The sequence below is a fragment of the Aquibium pacificum genome, assembly GCF_040839445.1.
Classification (GTDB): Bacteria; Pseudomonadota; Alphaproteobacteria; order Rhizobiales; family Rhizobiaceae; genus Aquibium; species Aquibium pacificus.
In genome coordinates this window covers 88,999-113,118 of sequence record NZ_JBDPGJ010000007.1, presented here as the reverse complement: position 1 = coordinate 113,118, position 24,120 = coordinate 88,999, and the positions used below count along the sequence as shown (strand labels likewise).

Genomic DNA, 24,120 nt, shown 5'->3' with positions numbered 1-24,120 from the left:
GCCGATATCCGTCATTGCATCGTGACCGACATGGTCCGTAATTTCTATCGGCTTTCGGTGACAGTTCCGTGGGTCGCTCGGCACAAACGTCAACGAAGCGGCAGTTCGACCGTGGTCTCCTCGCCGGCGCCGAGGTCGACTTCAGCGGTACCGCGGCGACCGTCGGAATCCTCGGCGATCACCAGCCACCGGCCGGACGGGACGATCGTCGAGACCTCCTCGGAAGCCCCGCCGGAGTAGACGGGCGCCTCGGCGGCCGCGCCATCCGTGCCGACGGCATAGACGGAGAAGACCGTGTTCATCGCGAGCGGTCCGCCATCCGCGGGCGCGGCCTTGATGCCGAGCCGGGCCGCGTCGAGGTCGAAGACGAGCGCACTCCTTCCGCCGGGACCGACGGTCACCTCGTGCTCGACGACCACGGTTCCGCTCTGGACCGAGATGCGCCAGCGCCCCGGCGGAACGGGCACGACGGGCGCGGCGGCGGGCAGCACGATCTCCTGTCCTGCCGCCGGACCGTCCTGCGCTGTGAGTGTCCAGTAGGCATCGCGCCAGTCCTCGACGGGCGGCGATTCCGGCCCGAGACGAGCGCCGAGTTCCAATTCGCCGCCGCCCACGACGACGCGAAGGAGCCGTTCCTCGTCCGCAACCACGTCCGCCGCCGAAAGCACCTCGCCGCCGGCGATAGAGAGGGCGACGGCGTATTTGCCCTCAGGCAGCACCAGCCGCGGCCGCGCCTGGCCGGCGACCAGTTGCGCCGTGTCGCCTTCGCCCACGCGCCACGCCAGCATGGATGCGTCGGTCAGCGCCGGTTCCTCCTCGGCGAGCGCGGCCTCGAGGACCAGCGCTCCGAGCGGGACGTCCAGCCGCAACGCCGCCGCAGCGCCGGTCGCGACCGTGGCCTCCGCCTCCGCCTCCAGCCCCTTCAGGCGCGCGCGAACGAGGTACCGGCCGGGGGCAAGCAACAGCGACGGGCGGGCGAGCTGAGGCACCTCGACTGCGCCCTGTCCGTCCCTCGGCTCCAGCGTCCAGACTGTGCCGGCAGCCTCCCGGTCGCTGAAGGGCGGCGCGACCTTGCCCGCCGAGAGCGACAGGTCGAGCCGCCCTGCGTCCACTTCGACGTCGAACTCCTGGCCCGGCTCACCGGACACCTCGATCGTGGCCCTGCCCCTGGCATTGGCGGCGAAAGCCTCGACGCCGTAGCTGCCTTCGGCAAGATCGAGCGACAGGCCGCGGCTCTCGCCCTCGTAGATCGCGACACCGGCCGTGTCACGCACGACCCAGCGCACCGGCGCATCGACGAGGCGGCCGAGACCGCCGGCCAGCGCCGCGATGCCGACGCGCGCGACCTGCGGCGGTTCCGGCACGGGCGCCGGCGGCGGCTCGGGGGCCGGAGTGTCGACGACTGGCGGCGGTTCCGGGGCGGGCGGCGCCTTGGGAACGGACGGCTCGGCGGCGACCGTCTCGACCACAGTGGTCATGGCCGAGGCAAGGTCTTCCGCCGAGCCGGCATTGAGGAAGCGGCCGCCTGCATTCCGCGCGATGCACGAAAGCTGGGCAGCCTCGCCCTCGGCGAGGCCGAAACCCACCACGTGGATCACGAGCCGCGGGTTTGCCTGCTTCAGTTCGGCCGCCACCGCGCAGGGATCCGCCTCGCAGGTCTCCAGCCCGTCGCTGACCAGGACGATCGCCGCGTCGCCCTCGGGCAGGAGCCCGGCCGCATGGACGAGCGACCGCGAGATCGGCGTCTTGCCGCGCGCGCGCAACGCCGCGAGCCTGTCGTGCACGACCGATGTCGAGACCGCCCCGAGCGGCACGATGGTCTCGATATCGGCGCAGTCCGACTGGCGGCGGTGGCCATAGGCCACGACCGCGAGCCGCCCCTCGGCCGGCCACGCTTCGAGTGCGTCTTCCACGACGGCACGCGCGGCGTCGAGCTTGACGCGCCCGTCGGGCTCCCGCGCGGCCATGCTGCCGGACGAATCGATGATCAGCGCGGCGGGCACGGTGGTCGTTTCCACCTGAGCGAAAGCCGCGCCCGGCGAGAGGCCAACGAGCATGGCCGCCGCCCACCGAACCGCGGCCCGCCGGAGAATCGTCGCCATCAGCACCCCGGATTGCACGCGTTGATCTTCAGCATGTACGTGGCGTCGGTCTCCGAGGTCGCCTTCTTCCGGTCGAACGTGCGCGTAATCTTCATGGTCTCGCCTTCATACGCGACGTCGAAATCGGCCGGTCCGTCGTTCATGGCGCGCAGCATGAGGAAATGCGCTCCCTTGTAGGGAAGCGCATAGTCGATGACCTCCGGCCAGAGGCTCAGCACCGGCAGGACGATCTGGATCACCTTGACCCGCAGATCGTCGAAATCGACGGCGGCAGGCTGCAGTTCGAGGCGCAGCTTCTTGCCGCGCAGTTCGGCGCGCACCGGCACGCGGAAAAAGGCCGGTGTCATGACGAACTGGGTGATGGCGCCGCCCTGGTCGATGGTCGACTTGACCGGGTTGAAGTCCGGCGTCGCTTCGCCGAGCTTGGCGCCGAGATTCTTCTTGTAGAGCATCGGGATGGTGTCCATCACGATCGGCTCGATGCGCATCGTGCGGAACACGGTCCCCTGCGCCAGCTCGGGAAACAGCACCGGCACGGCATTGTCCCACGACTTGATGTGCGTCGCATTGCCCAGGAACTCGCCCGTCAGCGCGATCACGTCACCCTTGGCATTCGCCGGATACCGCAGGATCAGCTGGCCGGAGATGTTGATGTCGTACTGCCACCAGATCCGCGCGCCGGTCTGGAAGCTCGCCGCCATGGAGCCCTCGACGGAGCCCTGGAACGTCTGGCAGAGCTGCTCGAAGATGCGGCTGGCCGCATAGGTGACGACGCCGTTCACCATCTTGCCGGCGGAAAGCGTGCGGTCGAAGCCTTCCGCGCTGATCTTGACCTTGCCGGCCTCGAGCTTCGGCTGGTAGCTGGTCACGCCCTTCCAGGCCAGCTCCACGCCATCCTTGACCGCCGGCGTGCGGTTCACTAGCGGGATCAGCCCGACAAGCTTGGTCGGAATGTTCTCCTTCGCCCAGTCGCCCAGGAACTTCGCCGGCTCGATGATCAGCCCGAGATAAAAATCGACGAATTTCAGCCCGTTGATGACGATGTCGAGCTGGTCGCAGACCACGTTGCCCTGGGTGATCTGGGCCAGCGCCCTCGGCGCCTCCGACCGCGCCTGCCTGGCGGCGACGAGCCACGCGTCCATCTCCTCGACTACCGGCCGCGTCGCCTGCCGCATCTGCGGCGCCACCTTGCGCAGCCTGTTGACGTGGTAGGACGCGTTCACCCACTGCGGAGCCTCCTCGCACGGTAGCGCGGCCTCCACCTCGTCCTCGACTTGCCGGAGCCTGCGCGTCAGCTCTTCGACAGCCGGAGAAGGCGGCAGTTCCTTGACGCGCTGGTTCAGCGCCTCGGTCGCCTCGCAGAGGATCCCGGTCATCGCTGCGGCGGTCTCCTCGACCTCGTCCTGCGGGATGTCCTTGCACTCCTCCTCGATCTCCGGCGTCCCGGAGATGAAGCTGGTCTCGCCGCGATAGCGCCGGGCCGGATCGGTCACGACGACCTCGTGTTCGCCGTCGATCTTCGGAACGAATTCGGTCTCGAAGCTGCCGCCCGAGCCGACGGCCACCTCGACCGTCTTCGGCGGATCTTCCACATAGGTACCCACCACCTTGGCTCCGGGCGTCTCGTCGCCCGGGCAGCGCACCTCGTCGGTGCCCGGATCGATGTCCCATTCGGCCTCCGGCGGCGTGACGGTGACGAGAACCGTGCTTCCGGCGAGGTCGAGCCCGGCCGCGCCGCTGATGCGCACGCGTGTCCCCGGCGATACGATGAGCGTGTCGCCCGGCTGGAAGGCACCGACCGGATTGTCGGCGTTCGACACGTCGACGTAGATCGGAACCTGCTTGCTGCCTCCCTCCGGGCCTTCCTGGGCGGGGACCGGGGCGGCGAGCAGGGTCGAGAGGGCGAAGCAGAGCCCGGCGAGCCGCCCGTGCTTCACCGCGCCGTCTCCGGGTCGAAGGCGAAGCGCTCGTCGGGGAGGTCCGGGTCGGCCACGGGATCGACCTCGTAGAGCAGCGTGTCGACGAAACCTTCCGGGCTTCCCGCCTCCGCCTCGACGAGAACCCGGGCGATCAGGCCGCTCTCCTCGTCGACCCAGAGCGTGATCGGCCTGTGCTCGACCGTCTGCACGCCGGTGATGCGACTGTCGGCCAGGATCCTGACGCAGGGACGGCCGCCGAGCGTGTCCTGCCCGCCGTCGCGGGGTTCCACCAGGCCGGACGTGGTGCCGATGAGCCCCGCCTGCGGGAAGACGTGGGGAGCGACGAGATTGGCCGCGCCCTTGGTCGGCGATTCACCGTTGAAGAAGGCGACGGCACCCCGGCCGCCATCATGCACCTCGTGGACGCCGGTCGCCTTCCACCAGCTCTGGAAAGGCCCCCCGTCGCACCAGATCACGAAGGCATCGCCTCCGGCAGCCGGATCCTGGTCGAAGCGGAAGAAAAAGTTGCGCGGCGCGCGGAACGCCGTCTCGAAACGGTGCCTCTCGACCAGCGGCGGATTACCCGGCCATATGTAACTGGTCTCGACTGTGCCACTGTCGCTGTAGGAGGCGAGCCCCGCATATCGCGCCGAAACCGGCGTCATCAGGTCCGGAGCGCCGCCTTGTGCAAAGGCGCGGGGCAGGAGAAGTGCGAGCGGCACGGAAGCCAGCATGCCCACCGCCGTGCGCCGGCGTACCCTTGCCAGAGAAGGCATTGCGACCGCCCTTCTACCGAGAGGTATTCCCGAGCTTACCCTGGGTAAGCCGAGGCTCCTTTTCTAGCGCAACGCCGCGAGGCAGGACAGCGAATTTTCCGCTCCGGAGTGCCTCGCCGCGCCGTCCTAGAGCGGCTTGCGGATGAGCTTCGCGATCACACCCACGATGCCCTCCCGGAAGAGCAGCACCGCCACCACGAAGATGACGCCCTGGACGATGGTGACCCAGTCGCCAAAGGTGGCGAGGTAGTTCTGGAGCGAGACGATCACGGTCGCGCCGACGATCGGCCCGAAGACGGTTCCCATCCCGCCGAGCAGCGTCATCAGGACCACCTCCCCCGACATCGTCCAGTAGACATCGGTCAGCGATGCGAGCTGGAACACGATCGCCTTCGTCGCACCGGCAAGGCCCGACAGCCCGGCCGAGAGCGTGAAGACCGCGAGCTTGTAGCGATTGACCCGGTAGCCCAGCGACGTCATCCGGGCCTCATTGTCGCGGATGCCCTTGAGCACCTGGCCAAAGGGCGAGTGGATGATGCGGTAGATGGCGAGCAGCCCGAGGAACACGACACCGAGCACGAGGAAGTAGAGATTGAGGTCCGGGCGCATGTCGATGAAGCCGAACAGCAGCCCGCGCGGCACCGACTGGATGCCGTCCTCGCCTCCGGTGAACGGGGCCTGCACGGAGAAGAAGAACACCATCTGCGCGAAGGCGAGCGTAACCATGGCGAAGTAGATGCCCTGGCGGCGGATGGCGAGCGTGCCGATCGCCGCCCCGAGCAGAGCCGCACCAAGGGTGCCGGTGAGGATCGCGAGTTCGGGCGTTAAGCCCCAGACCTTGGCGGCGTGGGCCGAGGCATAGGCCGCACCGCCGAAGTAGGCCGCGTGCCCGAAGGAGAGCAGCCCGCCGAAGCCGAGCAGGAGGTTGAAGGCGCAGGCGAACAGCGCGAAACAGAGCACCTTCATGACGAAGACGGGATAGAGCACGAAGGGCGCCACCAGGCCGGCCACAAGCAGCGCGGCGAAGATCGACTTGTGCAGCCCCGACATGCCCATCTCGTGGCTGGCATTGGCGGACGGCAGGTTGATCGCCTCGGAAACGGCGGACATCAGACGGTCCTCCCGAACAGGCCAGCGGGTTTCACCAGGAGCACGATGGCCATGATGACGAAGATGACCACGGCGGAGCCCTCGGGATAGAAGACGCGGGTGAGGCCCTCGATGAGGCCGAGGCCAAAGCCGGTCACGATCGAGCCGAGGATCGACCCCATGCCGCCGATCACCACCACCGCGAAGACGACGATGATGAGGTCGGCTCCCATGTTGGGGTTGACGTTGTAGATGGGCGCGGCGAGCACGCCCGCGAAGGCCGCCAGTCCGACGCCGAACCCGTAGGTCAGCGTGATCAGCCGCGGGACGTTGATGCCGAAGGCGCCGACCATGGTCGGGTTCTCGGTCGCTGCGCGCAGATAGGCGCCAAGCCGCGTCCTCTCGATGATGAACCAGGTGGCGAAGCAGACCACCAGCGAGGCGACGATGACCCAGCCGCGATAGTTGGGCATGAACATGAAGCCGAGGTTCTGGCCGCCGGAAAGCTGCGAGGGCATGCCGTAGGGCAGGCCCGATATGCCATAGAAGTTGCGGAAGACCCCCGTGGCGATGAGCGCCAGTCCGAAGGTGAGCAGGAGGCCGTAGAGGTGATCGAGGTGGTAGAGCCGCGAGATCAGGAGCCGCTCCAGCACGATGCCAACGGCGCCGACGACGATCGGCGCCACGATCAGCGCTCCCCAGTAGGGAATGCCGAGATAGTTGAGCAGCATCCAGGCCGCGAAGGCGCCCATCATGTACTGCGCGCCGTGCGTGAAGTTGATGATGTTGAGGAGGCCGAAGATGATCGCAAGGCCCAGCGACAGGATGGCATAGAACGACCCGTTGATGAGGCCGAGCAGCAGCTGCCCGAACAGGGCCTGCGGTGGAATTCCCAGCAGTTCGAACATCGTCATTCCCGCAATACGCCGAGGCGGTAACGGGCGCGCCGGAGCGGCGCACCCGCCATGGTGTCGGTCGGTTTACTTGGCCAGTTCGCAGCCGCCATCGGCGAGCGGGCGGAACGCCTTATCCGCGGGGATGGTGGCGACGGTCTCGTAGAGATCCCATTCGCCCTTCGACTGGTCGGGCGTCTTGACGCGGAAGAGATACATCGGGTGGACCTTGCGTCCATCCTGACGCACCACGCCTTTGCCGAAGAGCGGATCGTCGGTCGGCATTTCCTTCATCTTGGCCATGACCGCTTCCGCGTCCTTGGTTCCGGCGGCCTCGACGGCCTTGAGGTAGTGCAGAACCGCGCCGTAGACGCCGGCCTGGATCATCGAAGGCTTCTTGCCGGTCTTCTCCTCGAAGCGGGCCGACCATTCGCGGGTCTGGTCATTCAAGTCCCAGTAGAAGCTCTCGGTCAGCACCAGGCCCTGCGCAACGTCGAGGCCCAGCGCATGCACGTCGTTGACGAACATCAGCAGCCCGGCCAGCGCCTGGCCGCCCTGGGTGATGCCGAACTCCGATGCCTGCTTGATCGAGTTGATCGTGTCGCCGCCAGCATTGGCCAGCCCGATGACCTGGGCACCAGACGCCTGCGCCTGGAGCAGGAAGGACGAGAAGTCGGTGCCCGGGAAGGGGGTGCGGACGACGCCGAGCACCTCGCCGCCATTGGCCACGACCACGGCCGAGGTGTCGCGCTCGAGCGCATGGCCGAAGGCATAGTCGGCAGTGAGGAAGAACCAGGTCTTGCCGCCGGCATTGACCATGGCGCTGCCCGTTCCATTGGCCAGGGCCCAGGTGTCGTAGGTCCAGTGCACGGTGTTGGGCGAGCATTTCGAGCCGGTCAGGTCCGACGTGGCCGCTCCGGAGTTCAGGAAGATCTTGTTCTTCTCGCGGGTGATGTCGTTGATGGCGAGCGCGACCGACGAGGTCGGCACGTCAGCGATGACGTCGACATTCTCGGTGTCGTACCATTGGCGGGCGATGTTGGAGCCCACGTCCGGCTTGTTCTGGTGGTCGGCGGAAACCACTTCGACGGTGATGCCCTTGTCGGTGCCGAAATCCTCGGCCGCCATCTGCGCGGCGATGGCGGAGCCTTCGCCGGTGATGTCGGAATAGATGCCCGAGCGATCGTTGAGCACGCCGATCTTGATGCTGGTCTGCGCGTGCGCGGCGCTCGCCATGAGCAAGCCCACTATGGATGCCGCTATGAGTCCGGTCTTCTTCATGCTGTTTCTCCTCCGATTAACGGCGCGTTGCGCCTTTTCCGTCGTCACACGCCCAGATAGGCGTGCAGCTTGTCGATGTTTTCGTCGAGTTCGTCGTTGTGAATCATGTCGACGACCCGCCCCTGTTCGACGACGTAGTGCCGGTCGGCCACCGAGGCGGCAAACCGGAAGTTCTGTTCGACCAGCACGATCGTGAACCCCTCCTGCTTCAGGCGGGAGATCGTACGGCCGATATGCTGGACGATGACGGGTGCCAGCCCTTCCGTCGGCTCGTCGAGCAGGAGCAGCTTGGCGCCGGTCCGCAGGATGCGCGCGATCGCCAGCATCTGCTGCTCGCCGCCCGAGAGTTTCGTCCCTTGGCTGGAGAGGCGCTCCGCCAGGTTCGGGAACAGCTCGAAGATCTGCTCCCTGCTCAGGCCGCCCGGCAGGACCTGCGGCGGCAGCATCAGGTTTTCCTCCACCGAGAGCGACGAGAAGATTGCCCGCTCCTCGGGGCACAGAGCAATACCGGCGCGCGCGATCGCCCGGGAAGGCAGCGAGATCGTTTCCCGTCCGTCGAAGACGATGGAGCCGCGCCGCTTCGGCAGTATGCCCATGACGGCCTTGAGGGTCGTCGTCTTGCCGGCTCCGTTGCGGCCGAGCAGCGTCACGACCTCTCCGGCGGCGACCTCGAGGTCGACCCCGTGCAGCACATGGCTCTCGCCATACCAGCCATGGAGGTCCGCCACCTTCAGCAGCGGTTTTCCGGTGACGCCGGCGGAACCCACGGGCGCGAGTGCCTCAATCATGACCCGCCCCTATGTAGGCTTCGATCACCCGGGGGTCCTTCGAAACCGTCTCGTAGTCGCCTTCCGCCAGGACCTGGCCCCGCGCCAGCACCGTGATCGTGTCCGAGAGGTCGGCGACGACCGATAGGTTGTGCTCGACCATCAGCACGGTGCGGTTGGCTGCCACGCGTTTTATCAGACTGGAGATCCGGTCGATGTCCTCCTGCGTCATTCCGGCCATCGGCTCGTCGAGTAGCAGCATTTCCGGCTCGAGCGCCAGCGTGGTGGCGATTTCCAGCGCGCGCTTGCGGCCGTAGGGAAGCTCCGCGGCACGCGTGGCGGCGAATTCCGTCAGACCGACGTCGGCCAGCAACCGCTGCGCGTCGGATTCGAAGCGGGCAAGCACCTTCTCGGAGCGCCAGAAGTCGAAGCTGTCGCCGCGCCGCCGCTGCAGCGCGATGCGGACGTTCTCCAGCGCCGTCATGTTGGGGAACACGGCAGATATCTGGAACGAGCGCACCAGTCCGAGGCGCGCGATGTCGGCGGGCGCCATCGCGGTGATGTCGTGTCCCTTGTAGCGGATGATGCCGCGCGTCGGCTGAAGGAACTTGGTCAGCAGGTTGAAGCAGGTCGTCTTGCCCGCACCATTGGGCCCGATGAGAGCGTGGATCGAGCCGCGCCGGACCGCCAGCCGAACGTCGGCGACGGCCACAAAACCGCGGAATTCCTTTGTCAGACCAGAAGCTTCAAGGATGATGTCGCCGTTCATGCGCGGTTCATGCTCCGCAGTGCACCCGGTACACTGCGGGATTCATGGCCGGGATCGATCTGATCGGACGACATTGCTCCTCCCAAAGCGCACGTCATTCGCTGCCACAGGCAACCTGCGTAGCAAACCGGGACAGGAGGCGATTTTCAAGCTGGTATAAATACCATCCTGCATCTCGGGTCGCTAATGTAGGCGACGATAGGCGGGAAACCGCAGCGGCGCAACTCTCTTGGCGCCGATCGACGGTCCGGGTGGCGGAACCGGGAATCCGGCCCGGTCGGCGAGGATCCGCGGAACCTAGGTGGTCGGAACCGCGGCGCGTTCCACCTGCTGCTTGAAGCTCTCGAAGAACTTGCCGGCGAGCCGTTGCGAGGTGGCGGTGATGAGACGGCCGCCGAGTTGGGCGATCTTGCCGCCGATATCGGCCTTCGCCTCGTAGCGCAGCAGCGTCGCGCGGCCGTCCGCGTCGACGAGCTCGACATCGGCGCCGCCCCGGGCGAAACCGGCGACGCCGCCGCTCCCTTCGCCCGACAGCGAGAAGCGCGCCGGCGCCAGGCTGTTGTCGAGCGTCACCTTGCCGCCGAACCGCGCCTTCACCGGTCCCACCTTCAGCACCACCCTGGCTTCGAGCTCGTTTTCGGAATGGCGGATCAGTTCCTCGCAGCCCGGGATGCACGCCTTCAGGATGTCGGTGTCGTTGAGCGCCGCGTAGACCCGGTCGCGCGGCGCCTCGATCAGGATCTCGTCTTTCATTTCCATGGAATTTGTCCTCGAGGTCAGCCGCAGCAGGAGCGGCCCATCAGCATGATTTCGACGATGCGCGCCTGTTCTCGGCTTCGATCCTCGCCCGGAGGAGGGATGTTGGTCGCGCGGAACAGCCGGCGCAGGAGGATGACGAGCGTGTTCACGTGGCCTCCACGCGCTGAATCTGGTGGCGCAGATCGCGGCGTCGAAGGGCAATGATCTCGCCGAGGATCGACAGCGCGATCTCGTCAGGCGTGATGGCGCCAATATCGAGGCCGGCCGGCGCCTTCAGCGCAGCCAGCGCGCCGGCATCGACGCCCCTTTCCTGCATCCGCGACACCAGCGTCTCCGCTTTGGCCCTGCTGCCGACGAAGGCGAGATAGGCGGAGGGGGTCGAGACGGCCGCAGACAGCGCCGCTTCGTCGCCCCTTCCCTGCGTCGACACCACGACGTAGCGGCGGCGCCCGTCGGCGGTGTCCATCATGAAGCCGTCGATGCGGGCGTCGGCTTCGACGAAGGCGGCCTGTTCGGCCTTCGGCGCGCAGACCGTGACGTGGAAGCCGAAGCGCGGCGCGATGTCGGCGAGGGCCACCGCGACCGGACTGGAGCCAAGGATCACGAGGCCCGGCGCGGGCAGCATCGGCTCTACGAACACATCCATCGTGCCCTTGCTGGGGCACATGTTGCGGGCGAAGCGGATGCCGTTGCGCTCGGTGCCCGCCGCCACGCCGCGCTCGGCCAGTAGGTCTTCCGGCTGCACCGAGACGAGCCGCGGCTTGCCGTCGTCGATTGCCTCCCGCGCCGCTTTGAGCACCGCTGCCCGGGCGCAGCCCCCGCCGATCCAGCCTTCCGAAATGGCGCCGTCGGCGCGGATGATCGCCTTGGCGCCGGCCTTCGCGGCCGTGGCAGCGACCGTGCGCACCACGGTTGCCAGAGCGAAAGCCTCGCCGGCCTGCGTGAGGTCGGCCACCTGCGTGAGGATATCCGGTCTGTGTCCCATCATCGCCTCGCTCACAAACGGTTCAGTTCGGGTTCCAGCGCGGCGAGATCGGCAAGCGTGCCCGCCGCGGCGAAATGGTCGATGAACGGCAGCGCCGCCGCCATGCCGCGCGCGACCGGCGCATAGCCGGCCCAGCCCTTCAGCGGGTTCAGCCAGACGATCCGCGCCCCGCGCCGCTTCAGCCGCGCGAGCTGTCCGGCGAGGACTTCGGGGGGATCGGTGTCGTAGCCGTCCGACAGGATGACGACGACGCTTCGCCCGTTGACAGACTGCGCCGCGTACTGCGCGTTGAATTGCTGCAGATTGGCGCCGATGCGCGTGCCGCCGCCGAAGCCCTGCGCCATCAGCGACAGGCGGTTGACGGCGCGCAGCGTGTCGCCGTCGCGCAGCGCGTCGGAAATGCGCACCAGCCGCGTGTGGAAGAGATAGGCGTCGGTTCGCCGGTCGGCGGAGACAAGCCCCTTCAGGAAGGCGAGGAACACGCGCGCATAGACCGTCATGGAGCCGGAGACGTCGAGCAGGGCGACCAGGCGCACGGGACGGTCGGGCCGCGTGCGGTAGAACAGATCGATCGGCTCGCCGCCGCGGCTGACGGAGCGGCGCAGCACCTTGCGCATGTCGAGCCTGGCGCCCCGCAGCGCCGCCTTGCGGCGGCGCGAACGGCGGTCGCGGATGGCCCGCGCGATCCGCTCGGCGACGCGTTCGGCCCGCTCCAGATCCTGCGGCGTCATCAGCTTGCGCAGATCGGTCTTGTCGATGCCGTGGCTGCGCGATGCCACGAGGCGGCCCGTTCCGGTGCCGGTCGCGCCGCCATCGGGCGCATCGTCGGGCGAATCCGCTTCGCCCGCGTCGTCGCTGGCGCCCGGGGCGAGGCGATAGTTCTTGCCGCTCTCGGCCAGCACGTTGCGGGCCGCGTTCGCGGCCGTCTCGCGCTGCCGCTCGCGACGACCGCGGTTCAGCCAGTAGGCGTCGAACAGGTCGTCGAAGCGGCCGTTCTGCTCGGCATCGGAGACGCAGACGGCCCGCAGCGCCGAGCGCACCTCGCCGATGCGCGCCGCATCCACCCTGGCGAGAGCGGCCATCGCCGTCTCTGTCTCCGGCAGGCCGGCGGCGATGCCATTGAGGCGCAGGTGCGCGACGAAGCCCGCCAGGCGATCGGCTGGGCCGCCGGCGCGTCGGGGAAAACGTGTGACCTCCATCACGCCGCCTTCCCTGCCAGGCGCTGCTGCACCTCCGTGGGCACCGCGGCGCGGTCGCGCGCGGTCTTGAGCACGCAGACTAGCGTCGCCTGCGTCTGCGCCGGATCGTCGGCAAGATCGTTGACGCCGAGCCCCGACAGGGCGGCGGCCCAGTCCAGCATCTCGGCGACGCCCGGCTTCTTCTCCAGTTCCTCCTTGCGCAGCGCCTGCACGAAACCGACGATCTGCTCAGCCAACCGGCTTTCCAGTCCCGGCTGGCGCGCCTTGAGGATCGCCAGTTCGGTCCGCCGGTCGGGATAGTCGATGAAACTGTAGAGGCAGCGCCGGCGCAGAGCGTCCGACAGGTCGCGCGCACCGTTGGCCGTCAGGATGACGTGCGGACGCGCCTTGGCCGCGACCGTGCCGATTTCGGGGATCGTGATCTGGAAGTCCGACAATATTTCCAGCAGGTAGGCCTCGAACTCCTCGTCCGCGCGGTCGATCTCGTCGATGAGGAGCACGGCCGGCCTGTCCTGGCGTATCGCTTCCAGGAGCGGCCGCTGCAGCAGGAACTTCTCGGAGAAGATGTGCTCCTCGATGTGCTCGGCCGACCTGCGATCTTCCGCCGCCGCGCGGATCGACAGGAGCTGCCGCTGGTAGTTCCATTCGTAGATGGCATGCGAGGCGTCCAGCCCCTCGTAGCACTGCAGCCGGATGAGCTTCGTGCCCCGCATCTCCGCCAGCGTCTTGGCGATCTGCGTCTTTCCCACGCCGGCCGGACCTTCGAGCAGCAGCGGCTTCTCCAGCGTCACCGCCAGGAACAGCGCCATCGCCAGGTCGTCGGAGGCGACGTAGCCCCTCTCCGACAGGCCGGTCTGCAAGTCTTGCCACGACATGCGTCAGCTCGCTTCTTCGCGGTTTCGGGCACGCCCGGCGCTGGCCGCGCGCGCCGCTCCGTCAACCGTGCAGGCCGAGGTCACGGGCGATCCTCCAGATGCGCCAGTGGTCGTGCGGCATGTGCGAGTGCACCAGACCGAAGGGCCGGAACGCGTCGTGAACGGCGTTGGAGAACGCGGGTACCGAACCCACGTTGGGGCTCTCGCCGACACCTTTGGCGCCGATCGGGTGATGCGGGCTCGGCGTCACCGTATGGTCGGTGGTATAGTGCGGCGTCTCCCAGGCGGTCGGCAGGAAGAAATCCATCAGCGTCGCGTTCTTGACGTTGCCGATCTCGTCGTAGGCGATCTCCTGGCCCATGGCGATGGCGTAGCCTTCGGTCGCGCCGCCATGCACCTGCCCCTCGATGATCATCGGGTTGATGCGGGTGCCGCAATCGTCGAGCGCGTAGAACTGACGGATTTCGTGCTCGCCGGTGTCGACGTCGACCTCCATGACGCAGATGTAGGCCCCGAACGGATAGGTCATGTTGGGCGGATCGTAGTAGCTCACCGCCTCGAGGCCGGGCTCGAGGCCGGGGATCGCTTGGTTGTAGGCGGCAAACGCCAGTTCCTTCATGGTCTTGAAGCGTTCCGGCGCGCCCTTGACGGCAAAACGATCGACGTCCCACTCGACGTCGTCGTCGTGCACCTCCAAGAGATAGGCGGCGATCATCTGCGCCTTGGCGCGGATCTTGCGCCCCGCCATGGCGGTTGCGGCGCCGGCCACCGGCGTGGAGCGCGAGCCGTAGGTGCCGAGCCCGTAGGGCGCCGTGTCGGTGTCGCCCTCCTCGATCGTGATGTCGTCGGCGGGTATGCCGATCTCGGAGGCAAGAATCTGGGCGAAGGTCGTGGCGTGGCCCTGGCCCTGGCTGATCGTGCCGAGGCGGGCGATGGCCGATCCGGTCGGATGGATGCGGATCTCGCAGCTGTCGAACATGCCGAGGCCGAGGATGTCGCAGTTCTTGACCGGCCCTGCGCCGACGATCTCGGTGAAATGCGCCAGCCCTATGCCAATGAGCTTGCGTGTCCTGCCCGCCTTGAAGTCGTCGAGCCTCTGCGCCTGTTCCTTGCGCAGGCTGTCGTAGCCGACGGCATTCAGGGCCTTGTCCCACGCGGTGTGGTAGTCGCCGGAATCATATTCCCAGCCGAGCGCCGAGTGATACGGGAATTGGTCCTTGCGGATGAAGTTCTTCGTTCGCAGCTCCGCGGCATCCATGCCGAGCTTGATCGCCAGCACCTCGATCATCCGCTCGATGAAGTAGGCCGCTTCGGTGACGCGGAACGAGCATCGGTAGGCGACGCCGCCGGGCGCCTTGTTGGTGTAGACGCCGTCGACCGCCAGATAGGCGACAGGGATGTCGTAGGAGCCGGTGCAGATGTTGAAGAAGCCGGCCGGGAACTTGGTCGGATCGGCGCAGGCGTCGAAGGCGCCGTGGTCGGCCGTCACGTGGCACCACAGGCCGGTGATCTTCCCGTCCCTGGTCGCGGAGATCCTGCCCTGCATCCAGTAGTCGCGGGCAAAGGCGGTCGCCATCAGGTTGTCCATGCGGTCCTCGACCCACTTCACCGGCACGCCGGTGACGATGGAGGCGACGATGGCGCAGATGTAGCCCGGATAGACGCCGACCTTGTTGCCAAAACCGCCGCCGATGTCGGGCGAGATGATGCGGATGTTGTGTTCGGCGATGCCGGAGATCAGCGAGGCCACGGTGCGCACCGCATGCGGCGCCTGGAAGGTGCCGTGCACGGTGAGCTTGCCGTTGACGGCGTCCATGGAGGCGACGCAGCCGCAGGTCTCCAGCGGACAGGGATGCGTGCGGTGATAATAGACCATCTCCTCGGCAACGACATCGGCCGAGCCGAGCACCGCCTCCGTGGCTTCCTTGTCGCCCTGTTCCCAGGTGAAGATGTGGTTGTGGTGGCGGCGCGGGCCGTGGGCGCCCTCCGTCTTGCATTCGAGGTCCTCGCGCAGCACCGGTGCGTCGGGTGCCTGCGCCTTGAAGGGATCGACGACGACCGGAAGCTCCTCGTAGTCCACCTCGATCAGTTCGATGGCGTCGGCCGCGATGTAGCGGTCCTGCGCCACGACGAAGGCGACCTCCTGGCCCTGGAACAGGACCTTGCCGTCGGCTAGCACCATCTGCACGTCGCCGGCGAGCGTCGGCATCCAATGCAGCTTGAGCGGCGCGAGATCGGCAGCCGTCAGAACGGCGACCACGCCGGGCATCGCCTTCGCCTTGTCGGCATTGATCGACTTTATGCGGGCATGGGCATAGGGCGAGCGCACGAAATCGCCGAACAGCATGCCCGGCAGCTTCAGGTCGTCGACGTAGTTGCCCTTGCCCTGGGTGAAGCGGGCGTCCTCGACGCGCTTGCGGGCCGAGCCGAGGCCCTTGAGGGCGGCGGCGCGTTCGGCCTTCGGGGGTGTCATGTCGTTCATTGCGCGGCCTCCCTGGCGGCGTTCAGTTCTGCGGCGGCGGCGAGCACGGCCTTGACGATGTTCTGGTAGCCGGTGCAGCGGCACAGGTTGCCGGCGATGCCGAAGCGCACCTCCTCCTCCGTCGGGTCCGGGTTTTCCTGCAGCAGGCGCCAGGCGCGCGTGATCATACCCGGCGTGCAGAAACCGCATTGCAGGCCGTGATGCTCCTTGAACATCCGCTGCAGCACGTGCAGCCCGCCCGGCGCGCCGAGCCCCTCGATCGTTATGAGCTCCGCGCCGTCGGCCTGGGCGGCGAACACCGTGCACGACTTGACCGACTTGCCGTTCATGTCGACCGTGCAGGCGCCGCAATGGGACGTCTCGCAGCCGATGTGCGGTCCGGTGATGCCGAGCCGCTCGCGCAGCACGTGGATCAGCAGTTCGCGCGGCTCGACCAGCAACTCCTCGCGTTTCGAATTGACGGTCAGCGTGACTTGCATCTTGCCCATGATTTCCTCCCGCTCAGGCCCGCGACGCGGCGCGCGCGATGGCGCGGCGCAGCACCACGCCGGCGACGTGTTTCTTGAAATCGACCGGTCCGCGATTGTCCTCCTGCGGGTCGATCGCTCCCTGCATGGCGGCAACCGCCGCGTCGAGGGCCGCCGCGTCCAGGCGCGTGCCGACCAGCGCATCCACCGCATCGGCGCAGTAGACCGGCGTGTCGGAGAGATTGGTCATGGCGATGGAAGCGGCCGAGCATGTCCCGCCCTCCATCGCGATCAGGACGGCGGCGGCGGCGGTGGCGTAGTCGCCGATCTTGCGCTTCTGCTTTTCGTAGGCATGGCCGCCCCTGGGCGCTGCGAAGCGGATAGCGACGAGAAGCTCGTCGTCGGCACGGGCGGTGAAGTAGGCCGCCTCGTAGAAGTCGCGGGCCGTGACCTCGCGCGTGCCGCCAGAGCCGGTAAGCACGTAGGTCGCGTCGAGGCATTGCATCAGCCCCGGCATGTCGTTGCCCGGATCGCCGTTGGCGACGTTGCCGCCGACGGTTCCGACATAGCGCACCTGCGGGTCGGCGATCTGCAGCGCCGCCTCGCGCAGGATGGGCGCGGCCCTGGCCAGCGGCTCGCTGGCGATGAGCTCGTGCTGCGTGGTCATCGCGCCGATGGTGATCGTGCCGCCGTCGACGGCTATGCCCTTCAGCGCGCCGATGGCCTGCAGATCGACCAGGTGCGAGACGTCGGCCATGCGCAGTTTCATCATCGGGATCAGGCTGTGGCCCCCCGCTATGGCGCGGGCCGCCTCGCCGTACCGGGCAAGCAGCGCGACCGCGTCCTGGACGGATTCCGGCCGGTGATAATCGAATTTGTCGGGTATCATTCTTCTCCTCCCCGATGCGCCGACTTGTCGATCGGACAGGCGCATCGCCTCGGTCCGACGATAGGTCCAGATCGCCGGCCGCCTACGGGAAAGGCACGGCGCGCGAGGTGCATTTCACGAAATGCGCGTTTGTTACACGAGATGCGAAAGCCGCATGCCACGGCGGTTTCGGTCGGGCTGCCTAGAGACCGAGCGCCTCGCGCACGCCAGCGACGTTGCCGCGGCTGACGGGGACGAACTTGAGCGAGCGCGCGCCGTCGAAGTGGCACGAGCCGTTGTCCTTGTGCCGTTCGAAGGCGGTCACATGGTGGATGTTGACGAGGTAGCTGCGGTGGGTGCGCAGGTACAGCGACTCTGGCAGCCGGTTTGCGGCCTCCGAGATCGACCACGGGCAGAACAGCTTCTCGTCGAACGTATAGAGCACGGTGTAGTGCCCCTCCGCGCGCAGCGCGATCACCTGGTCGGCCGAGATGAAATGGGTCCGCTTGTCGCGCTCGTAGGGGATGCGCGGGATCTCGCCGGGAAGCATTACCGGCGCCGTGGCGCGCGGCTCCGTCGGCGCGGGGACTGGTCCGGTGGCCGGGTTAGCGCCCCGCCCGTCGGCCGCGACCAGGGCAGCGTCGCCGCCGAAGCCCGCGAAAACGTAGTTGGTCGAGGCAAGCAGGAAGGTTCCGCAGATGACGAATGCCGAGAACATGACCAGCAGGGGCAGCGTGCCGCTCTCGATCAGCGGCGTGAAGACGGTGATCTCCTCGCTCGGCTGGAACGTCGTCCAGGCGATGGCGACGAAATGCACCGCCACGACGGAAGCGCCGAAGATCACCGACGAAGCGACGACGTGCGCGGTATCGCGCCTGCCATAGGTGAGCGAGATGACGGCGATGCCGATGATGGTGGAGCCGGCGACGGCCAGCACGACCCCGACGGAATCATAGATCGGAAGGCAGCCGCGGATCGCCGACATTCCGACATAGTGCATGGCGACGATGCCGTTGCCGAGGATCGTGCCTGCCGCGACGCGGTAGCCGCGGGTGGGCGGCGCGAAATGCACGATCAGCAGCGCCAGGCCGGCCATCAGGATGGCAATCAGCGCCGAGCCGAGCGTGTAGAGGGAATCGTAGTCGATCGAAAACGGAAACCGCATCGCCAGGATGGCGACGAAATGCATCGACCAGATTCCGCCGCCGAGGGCCAACGCGGCCATGACAATCTGCATCTTGCGCCGGTTCTCGGGCAATGCCGAGATGCCGCTGGTCAGCGTAAGGCCCGTGAACGTTGCCATGAACGACACCAGGACGGACGCCAGGACCAGCAGATAGTCGTAGGTGGGCGTGATCATCTCGTTTTGGGTACTGCTCTTCCCATCAGTGTCCCAGACGATCGCAGAATACCACTTATGATGATCGCGTGTCACGCATCCAGGCAGTGAGCAGCGCCGCGGCACGCATCACGGCGAGCACCGACAGCAATCCGCCAGCGGGCGACGGACAGCTCCGTTCTCCAGATGCGGGGCCGGCATTGCCCGCCGGGTCGGCTTGCGTCCGAAGCCCTTCGGGGCGCTGCGCGATTCCCCGGCAGCCCTTTCGAACGCGACCCCGTCGCTGACGTCTATGCGGCCGCGCCGGACTTCAGCTTGCCGAGTTCCCAGAGCAGGGCAGCCCCGGTCCTGATCCCGTCGATGAAACGCACCAGTTCAAGATTCTCGTTGGGTGCATGGTTCGCCTCGTCGGCATTGGCGTAGGGGACGACGAAGGACGGGATGCCGAGGATCTTTGTGAAAGCGTAGTCCGGCAGGCTGCCGCCGACCGTCGGATAGAGCAGCGGCTCGACGCCGCGCGCCGCCACCACGGCGCGCCTGATGGGGCCGGCGAAGGCCGAATCCATCGGCGTCTTCGACGGCAGCATGCTGTTGAGCGGCACGAATTCGACGTCTGGCGCGTGGCGCGCCACGTGCTCTTTCACCCTGGCGTAGACATGGTCGGGCGTCAGCGGCTCGACCAGGCGCATGTCGCATTTCACGAAGGCCTCGCAGGGAAGCACGGTCTTCATCCCCGGTCCGCCATACCCGCCATGAAACCCGTTGATGGTCAGCGTAGGGTGGAACATGATGCGGTCGTAGTAGCCGCGGGCCTTCGGTCCGTCGAGTTCCGACAGACCCAGGTCGGCCTTCACCTGGTCGAGGTCGAGAGGCAGCCTCGAGACCGCCTCGCGCTCGGAGTTCGTGGCCGGGATCACGGGCTCGTTGATGCCCTCGATCGTGATCTCCCCGTCGGCGTTCTTCATCGTCGCGAGAAGGTGCACCAGCTTCCAGATCGGGTTCGGCACAATGCCGCCGAAATTGCCCGAATGGACGTCGCGGCTGGCCGTCTTGCAGCGCAGTTCGAAACTCGCCACCCCGCGCACCCCGAACGTGACGATGGGAAGGCCGGATTCGTGCAGGGGTCCGTCGGAGGTCATGACCAGGTCGGCCTCGAGCCTGTCGGCGTGCTCTCTGACGAAGCTCGCGATCTGCGGGCTGCCGATCTCCTCCTCGCCTTCGAGGAGGAAGATGACGTTGCAGGGCAGTTCGCCGTGAACCGCGAGATGCGCTTCGATCGCAAGCAGCTGTGCGAAGTGCTGACCCTTGTTGTCGCCGATGCCGCGCGCATAGATGCGCCCGTCGCGGATCGTGGGTTCGAAGGGCGGGCTCACCCACAAGTCCAGGGGATCCGGCGGCTGCACGTCGTAGTGACCATAGAGAAGGACAGTCGGCTTGTCCGCGGAGACGAATCGCTTGCCGAGTACCATAGGGTGATTGGCGGTGGATACCGCCTCCGCCTCCATGCCGAGGCTTTCCAGATGCGCGACAAGCAGCGCGGCGACCTCGCGGATACCGATGTCGTGCGCGCTGATCGAGGGATGGCGGACATAATCCATGACCCGGGCGACGAAGCCGTCCCGGTTGGCCTCGATATGGTCGAAGACCGCCTCTAGCGCCGTGTCGACCGTCGTCATTGAAGAGCCCCTTTCCTTCTGGTGAGCAGTATCGCGCCGGTTTCGTGCACCGTGCCCGACCAGCCCGGCGGCACCAGGGTCGTGGTGTCGAGCTGGCTGAGAATCGCCGGCCCGTCGAAGCGGGCGCCCGCGCCGAGCGAGGCACGGTCGATCAGCGGCGTCGTCACGGTGTCGCCACCGAAACGCACCGGTACGTGGTCATAGGGTTCGACCGCGCCCGATGGGGGCAACTTCGTGGCCGGCTGCTGTGCGGTCATCCCCGTGGCTTCCATACGCAACGTGACGAGTTCGATCGCCGCGGCCAGCGTGAAGCCGTAGAGCGCCTGGTGCTCGGCGGTGAAGGCGGCCTCGGTCGCCGCGCGGGTCCCTGCCCATCCGACCGCTATCTCGCCGCCCTGGCCATGGTAGCGCAGCAGCGCCACCCGTGCCGTCAGGCGCGATTCTTCCGCCACGCCTTCGACGTCGAGCCAGGACCGCGCCTGCGCTTCCAGTTCCGTGTAGATCCCTTCCGCCTCGGCGACGTCGATGGCGCCTGCGCGCGGCAGCGCCCGGCTGAACTCGGCCCTGAGGTCGGCTGCAAGCAGACCGTCGGCGCATAATATGCCCGGTGCCGGAGGGATCATCACGCTGGAAATCCCGAGAAGCTCGGCGAGCGCGACGCCGTGCAGCGGTCCGGCGCCACCGAAGGGCACGAGGGTGAAATGCCGGGGATCGTGGCCCCGCTCCACTGATACGACGCGCACGGCACCCACCATATGGTTGTCCACGATGGCGAGGATGCCCTGCGCGGCCTCGTCCGTGGAAAGGCCGAGCGGCTCTGCGACCCTGCCGCGAACGGCTGCCCTCGCCGCCTCGACGTCGAGCGCCATGCGCCCGCCAAGCAGCTTGGCCGGCAGGTGGCCGAGAACCACGTGGGCGTCGGTGACGGTCGCCTCGCGTCCACCATGGCCGTAGGCGGCCGGACCCGGACGCGCGCCCGCGCTTCTGGGCCCCACCGTCAGCGTCTCGTCGGCCACCGCGGCGATCGATCCGCCGCCGGCGCCGATCGTCACCATGTCGACCATCGGCAGCGGCAACGGCCAGTCGCCGACCTTACCGTGCTGGGTGAGGCCGATGCGGCCGTCCTTGATCAGGCAGATGTCGGCGCTGGTGCCGCCGATGTCGACGGTGATGATGTCGCCGATGCCGCAGGCTGCCGCGATCGCCCGCGCGCCGACCACGCCGGCTGCCGGGCCTGAAAGCGCCGTGAGGGCGGGCGCCTGGCGGATTGCCGCCGCGCCCGCGACGCCGCCGTTGGACTGCATGAGCAGAAGCGGAGCTGAAACCTTCTCGTCCGACAGGCGCTGCTCGATACGGCCGACATAGGTGGTGACCCCGGGCATGACCATGGCGTTGAGAACCGTCGTCAGCGAACGCTCGTACTCGCGGACGACGGGCAGCACGTCGGTTGACGCGGTGACGGCGATCCCCGGCAGCTCCTCGCGCAGGATCTCGGCGGCGCGGCGCTCGTGCGCCGGGTTTGCGAAAGCGTGGATGAGGCACACCCCGACGGCCTCGACGTTCATGCCGCGCAGTGCGTCGGCGGCCTGCCGCACGCTGGCTTCGTCCAAAGCCTCGAGGACGCCGCCGCCGGCTGCGACGCGCTCGTCGATCTCGACGATGCGCGAGGCCGGCACGGGCCGTTGCGGCTTGGTCCAGGTGTAGAGGTTCGCCTTGCGGGGGATGTCCTGCCGGCCGATGTCGAGCACGTGGCGAAATCCGCGCGTCGTCACCAAGGCCGCACGCGCACCCTTGCCTTCGAGGATCATGTTGGTGGCAACCGTGGTGCCGTGAAGCACCTGGCCGAGAGAGGACGCGTCCGCCCCCGCTTCGAGAAGGGCCAGCCGGATGCCGGCGAGGAAGGCCTCCGACGGATCGGAGGGCACGCTCGGCGTCTTGGCGCGCCAGACCCGTCCGCTGGCGCGGTCGAGCAGGGAGATGTCGGTGAAAGTGCCGCCAATATCCACGGCGATGGCAAGCGAGGTGTCAGGCGAGGACATCGACATACTCCGTACGGTGGAAGCGGCGGGTCGCGGGACGCAGGGTGCGCGCTCGGGTCGTCGCCAGTTCGTCCACGCCATTGCCGGACAGGACGACGCCGTAGAGGCGGGCCGCTGCCTCGCGGCTGACATAACCGCCGAGCACGTCCTCGAGCACCTTTCCCGCCGGACGGTCGAAGGGGTGGCCGTAACCGCCGCCGCCGCCGGTTTCCATGCGCAGTATGTCGCCGCGCACGAGCCGGTTGCCGTCGGAGAGCGGCGCAAGCAGCCGCTCGTTCTGCGTTCCGGGGTTGACGATCGCCCGGCCGGTACCGCCGCCCATGCCGCCGTCGATGCCCCAGGGCGGGTTCCGGACGCTGTCGATGCGTACGGCCAGCAACGCATCCTCGGCAAGGATCTCGTATTCGCGCACGATGCCGCAGCCGCCGCGATGCTTCCCCGCACCGCCGGAGTCGGGCACGACGCCGTATTGTCTCAGCCGCACCGGATATCCGCTTTCGAGGAACTCGACGGGATAGTTTTCCTGGGCGACGAAATAGACCGCGTCGATGCCGTCCGATGTCGGCCGCGCGCCATAGCCGACGCCGATGCCGTCCGCGAGCAGGAAGCGTTCGAGTTCGCCCGCCTCGTTGCGGAAATTGCCGCGCATGATCGAGATCACATAGGCGGAGTTGGCCGCCGGCGCGCCGCCCCCCGCGACGTTGACCAGACCGCTCATGGCCGAGATCACGCGCATGGCGGTCAGCCCGCGCATGCCGAGCGGCGCGGGAAAGCGCGGCTGCAGGAACGAGCCCTCGCGCAGGCGAATCTCGTCGATCGCGTCGGGACCGCCGGCGTTGCAGACCTGGGCCGCGTCGCCGCCGAGATAGTAGAGCCCCAGCGCCATGCCGGGCACGCCCCGGTTCATCAGATAGTTCACCGGACCGGGCGCCTGGTCGTCGCTTTCGGTGGCGTCGAAGATGAACCTGTCCTCGCCGTCTGCACCCGGTTCGCGGATGAGCGCGAAGCGCATCTTGAACGGCCCGTTGCCGTGCCCGTCCGAATCGATCGCGTCGGTGAAACGATGCGTTCCGTAGTCGAAAGTCTCCGCCAGCCTTGCCCGCACCAGCCGCTTCGTGCGCGCGAGCAATTGGGCCAAGGCGTCGGCCACGACGTCGGCGCCGAAGCGCTCCAGAATGTCGCCGACCCGCTTCACGCCGACGTCGACGCTGGCCATGAGCGCGCGCATGTCGCCATTGCTCTGCTCCGGAAAGCGCGAGTTGCGGTGGAAGATCGCCAGCGCCGCTTCGTTGGTGACACCCTTTTCGATCAGCTTCGTCGGCGGCACGATGATGCCTTCTTGGAAGATGTCGGTCGCGTCGGGGCTGATCGAACCGGGGCGCATACCGCCGATGTCGGCGAAGTGCGCCCAGCTCATGACAAAAGCGCAGCGCTTGCCGTCCTTGAATACGGGCGCAAGCAGCACCTGATCGTTGGAATGGGACACCGCTCCGCGCGAGCCGTAGCAATCATTGTACCAGTAGAGGTCGCCGGGCTTCATCGTATCGGCGGGAAAGTGGTCGAACACCGGGCTGGTCATGTCGCCAAAGATCGGCACCATGGAGCCCACGGCCATGACGCCGTTCTCGTCGAAGAGGGCGGTGTAGAAATCCTTCTTCTCGCGGATGAAGGCGGAAATGGCGGTGCGTTCGAGCAGCGCCTCCATCTCCGACTGCGCGGCCGCGATCGCGCCGCGAATGATTTCCAGCGAGACGGGATCGCAGATCCGGCGATCCGTTATCGGATCTTGTGGCGGTGGAGCGGTCCTGGCGGTCAGCTGCATGAGATTGGTCCTT

General features: G+C 67.4%; 20 protein-coding genes. All 20 read right to left on the bottom strand.

Annotation, left to right across the window (positions count from 1 at the left end; translation table 11 throughout):
* Positions 1-89 precede the first annotated feature (89 nt).
* On the bottom strand, positions 90-2,102 hold the full coding sequence (locus tag ABGN05_RS25620) for a vWA domain-containing protein (protein ID WP_367956857.1): 2,013 nt from the start codon (positions 2,100-2,102) through the stop codon (positions 90-92).
* A complete protein-coding gene (locus tag ABGN05_RS25615) occupies positions 2,102-4,039 on the bottom strand; it encodes a hypothetical protein (RefSeq protein WP_367956856.1) in 1,938 nt (645 codons plus the stop codon). The genes ABGN05_RS25620 and ABGN05_RS25615 overlap by 1 nt, the downstream gene beginning before the upstream one ends.
* Entirely contained in the window at positions 4,036-4,797 is a 762-nt protein-coding gene (locus tag ABGN05_RS25610; protein WP_367956855.1) for a hypothetical protein, read from the bottom strand. Before ABGN05_RS25610 ends, ABGN05_RS25615 begins: the two co-directional genes overlap by 4 nt.
* A gap of 126 nt (positions 4,798-4,923) precedes the next feature.
* The gene (locus tag ABGN05_RS25605) at positions 4,924-5,853 is read right to left on the bottom strand and encodes a branched-chain amino acid ABC transporter permease (protein ID WP_367956967.1); all 930 of its coding nucleotides are present in this window, start codon (positions 5,851-5,853) and stop codon (positions 4,924-4,926) included.
* A 53-nt stretch (positions 5,854-5,906) separates the two neighbouring features.
* A complete protein-coding gene (locus ABGN05_RS25600; protein ID WP_367956854.1) occupies positions 5,907-6,794 on the bottom strand; it encodes a branched-chain amino acid ABC transporter permease in 888 nt (295 codons plus the stop codon).
* A gap of 72 nt (positions 6,795-6,866) precedes the next feature.
* Positions 6,867-8,060: an ABC transporter substrate-binding protein gene (locus ABGN05_RS25595; RefSeq protein ID WP_367956853.1), complete on the bottom strand. Its 1,194-nt coding sequence runs from the start codon at positions 8,058-8,060 to the stop codon at positions 6,867-6,869.
* Positions 8,061-8,104: 44 nt separating this feature from the next.
* Positions 8,105-8,848 (bottom strand): ABC transporter ATP-binding protein, encoded by a 744-nt coding sequence (locus ABGN05_RS25590; protein WP_367956852.1) that lies wholly within the window; start codon positions 8,846-8,848, stop codon positions 8,105-8,107.
* The gene (locus tag ABGN05_RS25585; protein WP_367956851.1) at positions 8,841-9,596 is read right to left on the bottom strand and encodes an ABC transporter ATP-binding protein; all 756 of its coding nucleotides are present in this window, start codon (positions 9,594-9,596) and stop codon (positions 8,841-8,843) included. The genes ABGN05_RS25590 and ABGN05_RS25585 overlap by 8 nt, the downstream gene beginning before the upstream one ends.
* A gap of 297 nt (positions 9,597-9,893) precedes the next feature.
* Positions 9,894-10,355 carry an SRPBCC family protein gene (locus ABGN05_RS25580; protein ID WP_367956850.1) on the bottom strand — a complete coding sequence of 154 codons (462 nt, stop codon included), beginning with the start codon at positions 10,353-10,355 and terminating at the stop codon, positions 9,894-9,896.
* A 17-nt stretch (positions 10,356-10,372) separates the two neighbouring features.
* Positions 10,373-10,504 (bottom strand): hypothetical protein, encoded by a 132-nt coding sequence (locus tag ABGN05_RS25575; protein ID WP_367956849.1) that lies wholly within the window; start codon positions 10,502-10,504, stop codon positions 10,373-10,375.
* Entirely contained in the window at positions 10,501-11,340 is an 840-nt protein-coding gene (locus ABGN05_RS25570) for an XdhC family protein (protein ID WP_367956966.1), read from the bottom strand. Before ABGN05_RS25570 ends, ABGN05_RS25575 begins: the two co-directional genes overlap by 4 nt.
* Before the next feature lie 11 nt (positions 11,341-11,351).
* Entirely contained in the window at positions 11,352-12,539 is a 1,188-nt protein-coding gene (locus tag ABGN05_RS25565) for a vWA domain-containing protein (RefSeq protein ID WP_367956965.1), read from the bottom strand.
* A complete protein-coding gene (locus ABGN05_RS25560; RefSeq protein ID WP_367956848.1) occupies positions 12,539-13,414 on the bottom strand; it encodes an AAA family ATPase in 876 nt (291 codons plus the stop codon). The genes ABGN05_RS25565 and ABGN05_RS25560 overlap by 1 nt, the downstream gene beginning before the upstream one ends.
* A gap of 61 nt (positions 13,415-13,475) precedes the next feature.
* Complete coding sequence (locus ABGN05_RS25555) at positions 13,476-15,896, bottom strand: aerobic carbon-monoxide dehydrogenase large subunit (protein ID WP_367956847.1); 2,421 nt, start codon at positions 15,894-15,896, stop codon at positions 13,476-13,478.
* Positions 15,893-16,384: a (2Fe-2S)-binding protein gene (locus ABGN05_RS25550; RefSeq protein WP_367956846.1), complete on the bottom strand. Its 492-nt coding sequence runs from the start codon at positions 16,382-16,384 to the stop codon at positions 15,893-15,895. The genes ABGN05_RS25555 and ABGN05_RS25550 overlap by 4 nt, the downstream gene beginning before the upstream one ends.
* 13 nt (positions 16,385-16,397) lie before the next feature.
* Positions 16,398-17,252, bottom strand: coding sequence for an FAD binding domain-containing protein (locus tag ABGN05_RS25545; RefSeq protein WP_367956845.1), 855 nt, complete (start codon positions 17,250-17,252; stop codon positions 16,398-16,400).
* A 181-nt stretch (positions 17,253-17,433) separates the two neighbouring features.
* Entirely contained in the window at positions 17,434-18,591 is a 1,158-nt protein-coding gene (locus tag ABGN05_RS25540) for an MHYT domain-containing protein (RefSeq protein WP_367956844.1), read from the bottom strand.
* Between the two features lie 269 nt (positions 18,592-18,860).
* Positions 18,861-20,246 carry a M20/M25/M40 family metallo-hydrolase gene (locus ABGN05_RS25535; protein ID WP_367956843.1) on the bottom strand — a complete coding sequence of 462 codons (1,386 nt, stop codon included), beginning with the start codon at positions 20,244-20,246 and terminating at the stop codon, positions 18,861-18,863.
* Positions 20,243-22,285, bottom strand: coding sequence for a hydantoinase/oxoprolinase family protein (locus ABGN05_RS25530; RefSeq protein WP_367956842.1), 2,043 nt, complete (start codon positions 22,283-22,285; stop codon positions 20,243-20,245). Before ABGN05_RS25530 ends, ABGN05_RS25535 begins: the two co-directional genes overlap by 4 nt.
* Positions 22,272-24,107, bottom strand: coding sequence for a hydantoinase B/oxoprolinase family protein (locus ABGN05_RS25525; RefSeq protein ID WP_367956841.1), 1,836 nt, complete (start codon positions 24,105-24,107; stop codon positions 22,272-22,274). The genes ABGN05_RS25530 and ABGN05_RS25525 overlap by 14 nt, the downstream gene beginning before the upstream one ends.
* Positions 24,108-24,120: the final 13 nt, after the last annotated feature.